We start from the raw sequence: 7,749 nt of genomic DNA, 5'->3' as shown, positions 1-7,749 counted from the left end.
TATTGGATCGAAGAATTCCACATCGATGGTCTGCGTGTGGATGCGGTCGCATCCATGCTCTATCTCGACTACAGCCGTGAAGACGGGCAGTGGCTGCCCAACCAATACGGTGGCCGCGAGAACCTCGAAGCCATTAACTTCCTCCAGGAAGCCAACGCGACTGTTTACAAGCACCACCCCGGTGTCACCATGGCAGCAGAAGAATCCACCTCCTGGGGCGGCGTCACCGCCCCCACCGAAGCAGGTGGACTGGGCTTCGGCTTCAAGTGGAACATGGGCTGGATGCACGACAGCCTCGAATACATCCACACCGACCCGATGTATCGCGAGTATCACCACTGGGACATCACGTTCTCGTTCCAGTATGCCTTTAGCGAGAACTTCGTTCTCCCCATTTCTCACGATGAGGTCGTCCACGGCAAGGGCTCACTTCTGGCCAAGATGCCTGGTGACCACTGGCAGAAGCTTGCCAATATGCGTGCCTATCTGGCATTCATGTGGGGACACCCAGGCAAGCAGCTCCTGTTCATGGGTCAAGAGTTTGGTCAGCCTTCCGAGTGGAGCCAGGAACGCTCGCTCGACTGGTGGATCTTGGACCAGCCAGCCCACCAGGGTCTCCAGCGCATGGTTAAGCAGCTCAACACCGTCTACAAAGACACGGCAGCCCTGTGGGAGCGCGATAGCGATCCTGCGGGCTTCCAGTGGATTGATGGCGCAGACAACGGCCGCAACGTCGTTTCCTTCGTGCGCTACGACAAGAAGGGTAACGCCCTTGCTGTCGTGGCCAACTTTGCTGGCAACCCACACAGCGACTTCCAGTTAGGACTTCCCTCGGGAGGGGTCTGGACTGAGCTGTTCAACTCGGATGCCACCGACTTTGGTGGTTCCGGTGTGGGCAACATGGGCAAGGTGACCGCAACCAAGGATCAGTGGAACAACTTCGAGCACTCCGCTCGAATCACCCTGCCACCTCTGGGCGTGCTGTTCTTCTACAAACCCGCTAAGTAAGACTTAGTAGAGCAGGTTCGTCAACCGCATCCGTGCCGCGTTGACGGCAGGGTCAGTCAGACCCACAACCTCGAAGAGGTCTAATAGGCGTGCTCGCACTGCGTTCTTGCCGTCTTGATCCAGTTTGGGGAACAGCACCAAGAGACGATCAAACGCGTCCTCCACGTGTCCACCTGACACATCCAGGTCCGCAACGTCGAGCTGCTGCTCTAAGCCGTCAGGGTTGGCAGCAGCCGCTGCACGAATATCTGCAAGAGCTTTGCCCTGCAGACGGTGCAGCAGAGAAATTTGCGCAAGACCAGCCTTGGCTTCTGCATCATTGGGGTTCTGCTTGAGTGCCTTTTCCCACGCTGCAATAGCTGCGGGGTAATCAGCACGCTCAGCAGCATCAAAAGCTTCTTGGTGAAGTGGAGGCAGCGCAGGTGCAGGGGGTTCAACCGGAGCACCGTTGTCACCTGCAGGAGCACCTGCAGGTTTGGCAATACCTACTACCCCGTTTTGGGCAGCAAGTTCGAGAACCTGCTCGAACAGATTGAAAATGTCGGCTTCGCCGGCGACACCAGCGAATAACGGCAGTGGCCTTCCCGCCAGCACTGCCGCGGTGGTGGGAACAGTCTGTGCCTGGAATGCCTGAGTCAAACCTGGGTTCTCGACTGCGTTCACTCGAACCAGGATCAAACGCCCCTCAAAGCTCAGTACGAGCTTTTCCAGGATGGGTGAGAGCTCTGCGCACTGCGGCGCTTCTTCAGCCCAGAGATCGACGATCACGGGCACCTGGTTAGACAGATCCAGAATTGCGGTGAAGTTCGCGTCCGTGCCCTCTAAGACCAGCTGAGGGACAGGGATCTGGGTGCCAGCAGATACTGGCGCAGATGTCTCACCAGGCGCACGAGTACCACCAGCAGTGTTGACAGAGCCCGGTTGAGGCTTGTTCACGAGTGAACTCAGATCAACGGCACCACGAAGGTTAGGTAGAGAAGGCAACGACATTAGAGACCTCGTGCCGAGATGAGTCCCTGGGTGTAACCCAGGAGACGAATCTTGTCTTTACTACCCAGTGGTGGAACATAGAACGCCAGTTCCATTCCGTAGGTGGATTCCACACCCGTAGTGGAGGCACTCACACCGCTGAGGATCTTGGCCTGGCCTTCGGGGCTCACTGATGCACCGGCTTGCGTGGGTCGCACGGTCTCAATCTCGTTCAAGCTCACCGTCACAATGGCACCAGAGTCCATTGTGGCCAGGGCTAAGGGAGCACCCGAACCTGCGTTCTGACTAAATTCCAGTGACGCACGCTCAGAAACAGAAGCTTGCTTCTGGTCCTTGTATGCCTTACCCACCTGAGTGACCAGGGTGTCAGAAGTGAGATCAAACAAACCGTAATACGGACTTGCCTCACCCTGAGCGAGTACAGAACCATATGCCGCCGAAAGCTGATCGGGCGAGATTAAGAGCAATTTAGAGTCAGGGGCAACAAGTGCAGAGCCGACGTTGGCAGGTGCCACGGTGGGAACCTGCGCATCGGGTTCGAGCGTAACCATGTATTCCACGTGGTAGTTCTCACGAGGTGAATTCTGAATCATCATCAATCCCATGGTGGGAACCGAGGGATCGTTTTCGTTCTGCACAACAGCGATGACCTGGCGTGGCCACGTGGCCGTTGCCTGAGGCATCGTGAAGGTGATGGGTGAGGCAGCAAGCTCGGGAAGTGCAGCAACCGATGAATCTGCCTTGCGAATGGCATAGTTTGCTGCACGGATTTCCTGCGCAGGACCAATCAGACGAGTTGCAGATAACGCTGGATCTAGTGCAGCATCCGCATCGGTCACGGTCAGTGAAATCTTGCTGAGGATGCGCTGCAGTTGACGTTCGGTCACTGCAGGTGGCTGACCATCAATTTCTACAGATTCAGTTGCTGTGGGGGTGGGAACGGAAACATTCTGCCCTGAGTTGTAGGGGCTGCAGGAACTCAGCCCCAGGGTCAATGCACCAGCTAAGCCGATGGCAATAAAACTTGATCCACGTGTAATGCCACGGCGCCCCTTAGGGGCGGCACTGACCAGAGACTTGGGAGTGGGCATGCGCAGGGCGCGTGGCTTAGGTGGCTTGGGAAGTCTGCCGCGACGGCGTGGTCCTTGAGAGTTACGGTCGTGACGCAAAGCCCACAAATAGAGCACTAAGCCAACGAGTGCCGCAACACCACCGCCCATGATGAGCCCGGTTGCAAAGGGGGTTCGGCTGGGCAGTGGCCATGCAATGGTCACTGTGCCGGGAGCATTGGTCTTTCCATCAGAGGCGATGATGGCAGACATGTCACTGTCGAGGAATGTAGGCAGAGTGGCAGTGTTTTTGCCCACTGCTTCGCCCAGCCACAAGTCACTCCCCTCGGGGGTGAGAATTGGCTTCTCCGTCAGAGCTGGAGTCTCAATATCTGTGGACTCGACAACAACCGGCTTACCTTCACCGAAAACAAAGTCACTCTTCTTCGTTGAATACTTCAAAACATCAAAGTCGTCGGAGCCAATCCAAGCTGCAACATCTTCGTTGCGCCCAAAGCCGACAAAGGTGGTCTTCGAACCAGCCACAGTAATGATGGGGTTAGTTCCGTGCATGGTGAGGGTCTTGCCATCAATGACCATGTAGGGAGCGTTGGTCTCCACAGTGGTCGTCAAGGTTGTGTATTCGTCGCCCGCAAAGAACACTTTCTGGACAACACCCACGCCAAGCAACACTGCAGCCACGGCAAACACACCAATGGCAATAAGGAACCGCACTATTTGTCTCCTCCACGTAATCGGCAAGACACCAGAATCGCCCTCGTCCGTCACGTTAAGTCACTGTCCAAGATACCCGAAACAGCAAGAACAAACCTGTGAGAGGGCCATGACCCTACTTATGGACATACTCCACGGGCCAAGCTGGATAGACTCACACAGTTAGAATTTCCCCGAATTGTCGGGGCTATGGAGGTCAACAGTGGCATCGGAAGAATCGTTTTCACGCGTTCTGCGCGGATACGACCCTGCTGAAGTTGATCCACTGGTTCAAAAACTTCGCCGGGAATTGCTCAGCGCGAAAACACTGCACGATGACGCGGTGGCTCAGCTCAAAGAACGCGAAGCTCGAATCGCAGAGCTGGAACTCGACGTTGACATGAAAGGAACTCCCACGGTGGAGGGCCTGGATACCAAACTCAACAACAAACTCAAGAAAGCCGACAAGCTCGCTTCTGAGATTGTGAAGCGAGCAGAAAGCGACGCCCTCTTTATTCGTTCTGCTGCAGAGAAAACCTCAAGTCAATTCATTGAAGCCGCACGTGATGACTATGAGCGTGCTCGAGCAGAGGCAGTGGCACTCACCGCAGCAATGACCGAACAAGCTCGTGAGCTATCTGAAAAGATCATTTCCGATGCCGAGGCTGAAGCAGCGGCCATCGTGACTTCCGGCCAAGAGGAAGCCCAGCGACTTCGGGGAGAAGCGGCGACTTTGGCAGCTAATCTGCGTGCAGAAACTCGCAACGAAATTGCCCGCCTGACCGCGGAAGCCCACCGAGAAGCAGAAGAACTCAAACTGGTCTTGGTGACGAATCGAGATCCCAAGATTTCACTAGATGAAGAAATTCTCTCACTTCTCAAACTCAAAGCTGATGGAGCAGCGGTTCGAGCTGAGATGGAGCAAGAACTTCAAGTTCGCCACCAAGAATCTGTGTTGCAAACAGAGAAATATATTGGCGCAGCGGAAGCTCAGCTCGCTACGGCACGAACTCGCCAGCGCACGATTGAGGCGGAGCTAGTACCTCTTCAACGCAATGCAGCGATTCAAGCCGAAGCTCTGGTTGAAGAAGCCCGGCTCCGTGCTGCCAAACAGCTCGACAGCGCTGAGAAGCTTGCACGCAAGAAGATTGCAGATGCAGAGAAGTATGTTGCCGCAGTCTTGGCCTCCATTTATTCGCAACTCGAAGACATTCGTGTGGAGCGTGAATCCGTCGCTGCGTTCTTTGACGCGCTACGGTTGGAGTTACAGCACTCTCTTGGTGATGCTGTGACGACAAAAAAGCTTGACCGTTAACAAAGGAGCCCTCCCGATGCGCATCCAGAATGCATTCCGCGCTGGTCTAATCGGAAGCTTGGGCGTTGGCCTGGGCATTGTCTTGATGACGGCAGTGCAGTCACTGGCAACCGTCCTCACCTACATCTTTATTGCACTCTTCCTTTCGCTAGGTCTTGACCCCGCAGTGAAGTGGTTGCAAAGCAAAAAATTCCCCAAGTGGGCAGCAATCCTCACCGTCGTTATTGCAGTTGTTGGTGGCCTGATGGGCATCATGTTTGCGATTGTGCCCATCATGGTCGATCAGATTATTTCGCTGTGGAATACACTGCCGAAGGAAATCACCTCTTTGAAAACTTCTGACTGGATCGCGTTTATTCAAAAGCAGTTCGGAAGTTTTATTGACGTGAACCAGGTCATTGCCGATGTGGGCCACTTCTTCGGTGATCCCGCCAACATCAGCAAGATTGCTGGTGGTGCACTGGCAGTCGGCGTGGGCGTAGCCAACGCACTGACAGGCACCCTGATTGTTGTCATTCTGACGTTGTACTTCACCGCCTCACTGCAGACGATTAAGAACACTGCCTATTCGCTAGTTCCCCTGAGCAAGCGCGAAAAGTTCATGGAGATGAGCGAGGAAATTACCGGCGGAGTGGGCAAGTATGTTGTCGGTCAGATTGCTTTGGCTGCTCTGAACGGTGTCTTGGCATTCATCATGCTGAACCTTATTGGCGGAAAGCAATCACTGCTGTTCGCGTTCTTGGCATTCCTCTTTGCCCTAATCCCACTTATTGGTACCGTGATGGCGTCCATCATCGTGACCTTGGGTCAGCTTCTCTTGGCAGATGGCCAGGTAGCTCTCATCATCGGTATCTACTTCCTGATTTACATGCAGGTTGAGGCCTATGTCTTCAGCCCCAAGATCATGAACAAGGCGATCTCTATCCCCGGTTCCATCGTGGTGATTGCCGCGCTAGCTGGTGGAACCTTGATGGGTATTTTGGGTGCACTGGTGGCTATCCCCATCGCAGCATCGATAGTGCTGATCATTAAAGAAGTGGTCATACCGGCCCAAAACGAGGCCTAGCTTCGCTTTCTCCCGCCCAGAACTAGTCGCTGGAACCAGCGACTTCGCCGTCCCACCATTCCGGCAGGGGCGCAGCTGAGGGATTGACTCGTTCCACGATTTCGTTGAGCACACGTTTGGTTTGGTTCTCTCCAACCCAGAGGTGCTTGCCTCCCTCGACCTCGACGATGTCGATGTGAGAAACAGTGGAGAAGCGCTGCCGTGCTTCGGGCCCCTGGAGGTAATCGTCATGCTCTGGAACCAACGCAACGAGTTGGCGATGATCTCCATCCCAAGCGGCAACTTCCTCTGCCGTGGCGCGGTGTAAAGGTGGAGAAAGAAGAATAGCTCCGTCAATGGCGTGCTCGCGGCCATATTTCAAGGCCAGCTCTGTTCCAAATGACCAGCCCACCAACCAGGGGTGTGGTAGTCCTCGCTCGGTCACAAACGCCATGGCAGCGGCCACATCAGCGCGCTCATCAACACCATGACCAAATTCACCGTGGCTCTGACCACGTGCAGACTTGGTGCCGCGGGTGTTGAAGCGCAGCACAGCAATATTCGCCAAGGCAGGCAGACGACCGGCAGCTTTGCGCAGGATATGGGAGTCCATGAAGCCGCCAGCAGTAGGCAGTGGGTGCAGGGTCACCAGAGTTGCCACAGGTGCTCCGCCAAGCGGTAGTGCCAACTCCCCCACCAAGGTAAGTCCATCACTGGTGTGAAGTTCAATCTCTTCCCGCACAGCAGGCAGGTTGATACCACCACGAATTTCAGTAGACACGCTTTAGCTCACTTTCCAGCAGGCCTCGTGCCAGTGGCGACGAGCTTCTAAATCAGCCTGGTCTCCCAGAATGCCATCGTTTCGCCAGGCAACGAGGTGAGAAACGCCTGGAGCAATTTCTCCCGAGCAACCGGGGCAAGTGTACGTCTTGGTGGCATTGAGTGCTGAAATGGGCTGTACAGTCCATTGACGGCCTGAGCGCACCTCCGTACGACGCCAGCCCGTAGTCAGACGCTCCACGTCCAGAGGCTCATACTCGGCCTCACGCTTGCGCGAACGATTGTTGCGCGCCATTAGTACCAGCGAACAGCTTCAGAGTGTGCCCAAGCGCCACAGGGTGAACCGTAGCGACCCTCGATATACCGCAGGCCCCATTCAATTTGTGTTGCAGGGTTGGTCTGCCAGTCATCTGCGACAGTAGCCATCTTCTCACCCGGCAGGGATTGTGGGATTCCATACGCACCACTACTGGTGTTGTGGGCATAAACGTTCCAGCGGGACTCACGATTCCACAGCGCAACGAGGCAGTCATACTGCTCCATGCCCCAGCCACGAGCCTTGACAGCTGCCAGGCCGATGGCCTGGGCGGTGTCGGGGTCGGGAGTTCCTGCAGCAGGCGCCGTCGCTGATGCTTTGGCGGCAGAACGACCTGTAACGGTCACGGCATCACGGCCAGCCGCGGTTGTATAGGTTCCCTCGATGGTGACATCTTGACCATCGAGAGTAGAAGTCGTGGTGGCGGGGATGTAATACGGCGACGCAACAGCACCCGAATATGGGTCAACGACGTTCACCAATAACAAGGCCACCGTGATGACAAAGGCAGAAGAAAACAATCCTGCCGAGC

At 55.5% G+C, this 7,749-nt stretch carries 8 protein-coding genes; 3 read left to right on the top strand and 5 right to left on the bottom strand.

Annotated elements, in window-relative coordinates:
* Positions 1–1,008: 1,4-alpha-glucan branching enzyme (gene glgB, locus RR877_RS09275; RefSeq protein WP_332628003.1), on the top strand; the 1,008-nt coding region annotated here is incomplete at its 5' end.
* Between the two features lie 3 nt (positions 1,009–1,011).
* On the opposite strand, the gene RR877_RS09270 is transcribed toward glgB, so the two are convergent.
* Both RR877_RS09270 and RR877_RS09265 read right to left on the bottom strand, forming a co-directional pair.
* A complete protein-coding gene (locus RR877_RS09270; protein ID WP_332619062.1) occupies positions 1,012–1,998 on the bottom strand; it encodes a tetratricopeptide repeat protein in 987 nt (328 codons plus the stop codon).
* Positions 1,998–3,782 (bottom strand): hypothetical protein, encoded by a 1,785-nt coding sequence (locus RR877_RS09265; protein WP_332619063.1) that lies wholly within the window; start codon positions 3,780–3,782, stop codon positions 1,998–2,000. The genes RR877_RS09270 and RR877_RS09265 overlap by 1 nt, the downstream gene beginning before the upstream one ends.
* Positions 3,783–3,984: 202 nt before the next feature.
* Between RR877_RS09265 and RR877_RS09260 the strand changes: the two genes are divergently transcribed.
* Together RR877_RS09260 and RR877_RS09255 are read left to right on the top strand one after the other, a co-directional pair.
* Positions 3,985–5,076 (top strand): DivIVA domain-containing protein, encoded by a 1,092-nt coding sequence (locus RR877_RS09260; RefSeq protein ID WP_332550861.1) that lies wholly within the window; start codon positions 3,985–3,987, stop codon positions 5,074–5,076.
* 16 nt (positions 5,077–5,092) lie between these two features.
* Positions 5,093–6,142, top strand: a complete 1,050-nt coding sequence (locus RR877_RS09255; protein ID WP_277495164.1) for an AI-2E family transporter — start codon at positions 5,093–5,095, stop codon at positions 6,140–6,142.
* A 22-nt stretch (positions 6,143–6,164) separates the two neighbouring features.
* Here RR877_RS09255 and RR877_RS09250 read toward each other — a convergent pair whose 3' ends face one another.
* From RR877_RS09250 to RR877_RS09240, 3 genes are all read right to left on the bottom strand, one after another.
* Positions 6,165–6,902, bottom strand: coding sequence for an alpha/beta hydrolase (locus tag RR877_RS09250; protein ID WP_110233776.1), 738 nt, complete (start codon positions 6,900–6,902; stop codon positions 6,165–6,167).
* 3 nt (positions 6,903–6,905) lie between these two features.
* On the bottom strand, positions 6,906–7,196 hold the full coding sequence (locus RR877_RS09245; RefSeq protein ID WP_110233778.1) for a hypothetical protein: 291 nt from the start codon (positions 7,194–7,196) through the stop codon (positions 6,906–6,908).
* Positions 7,196–7,749 (bottom strand): lytic transglycosylase domain-containing protein (locus RR877_RS09240; RefSeq protein ID WP_332628001.1); only part of this gene is annotated, 554 nt, incomplete at its 5' end. The genes RR877_RS09245 and RR877_RS09240, both read right to left, overlap by 1 nt.

It is taken from the genome of Aurantimicrobium sp. (assembly GCF_036667855.1).
Taxonomy (GTDB): Bacteria; Actinomycetota; Actinomycetes; order Actinomycetales; family Microbacteriaceae; genus Aurantimicrobium.
This window is presented reverse-complemented; position numbering and strand designations above follow the sequence as displayed.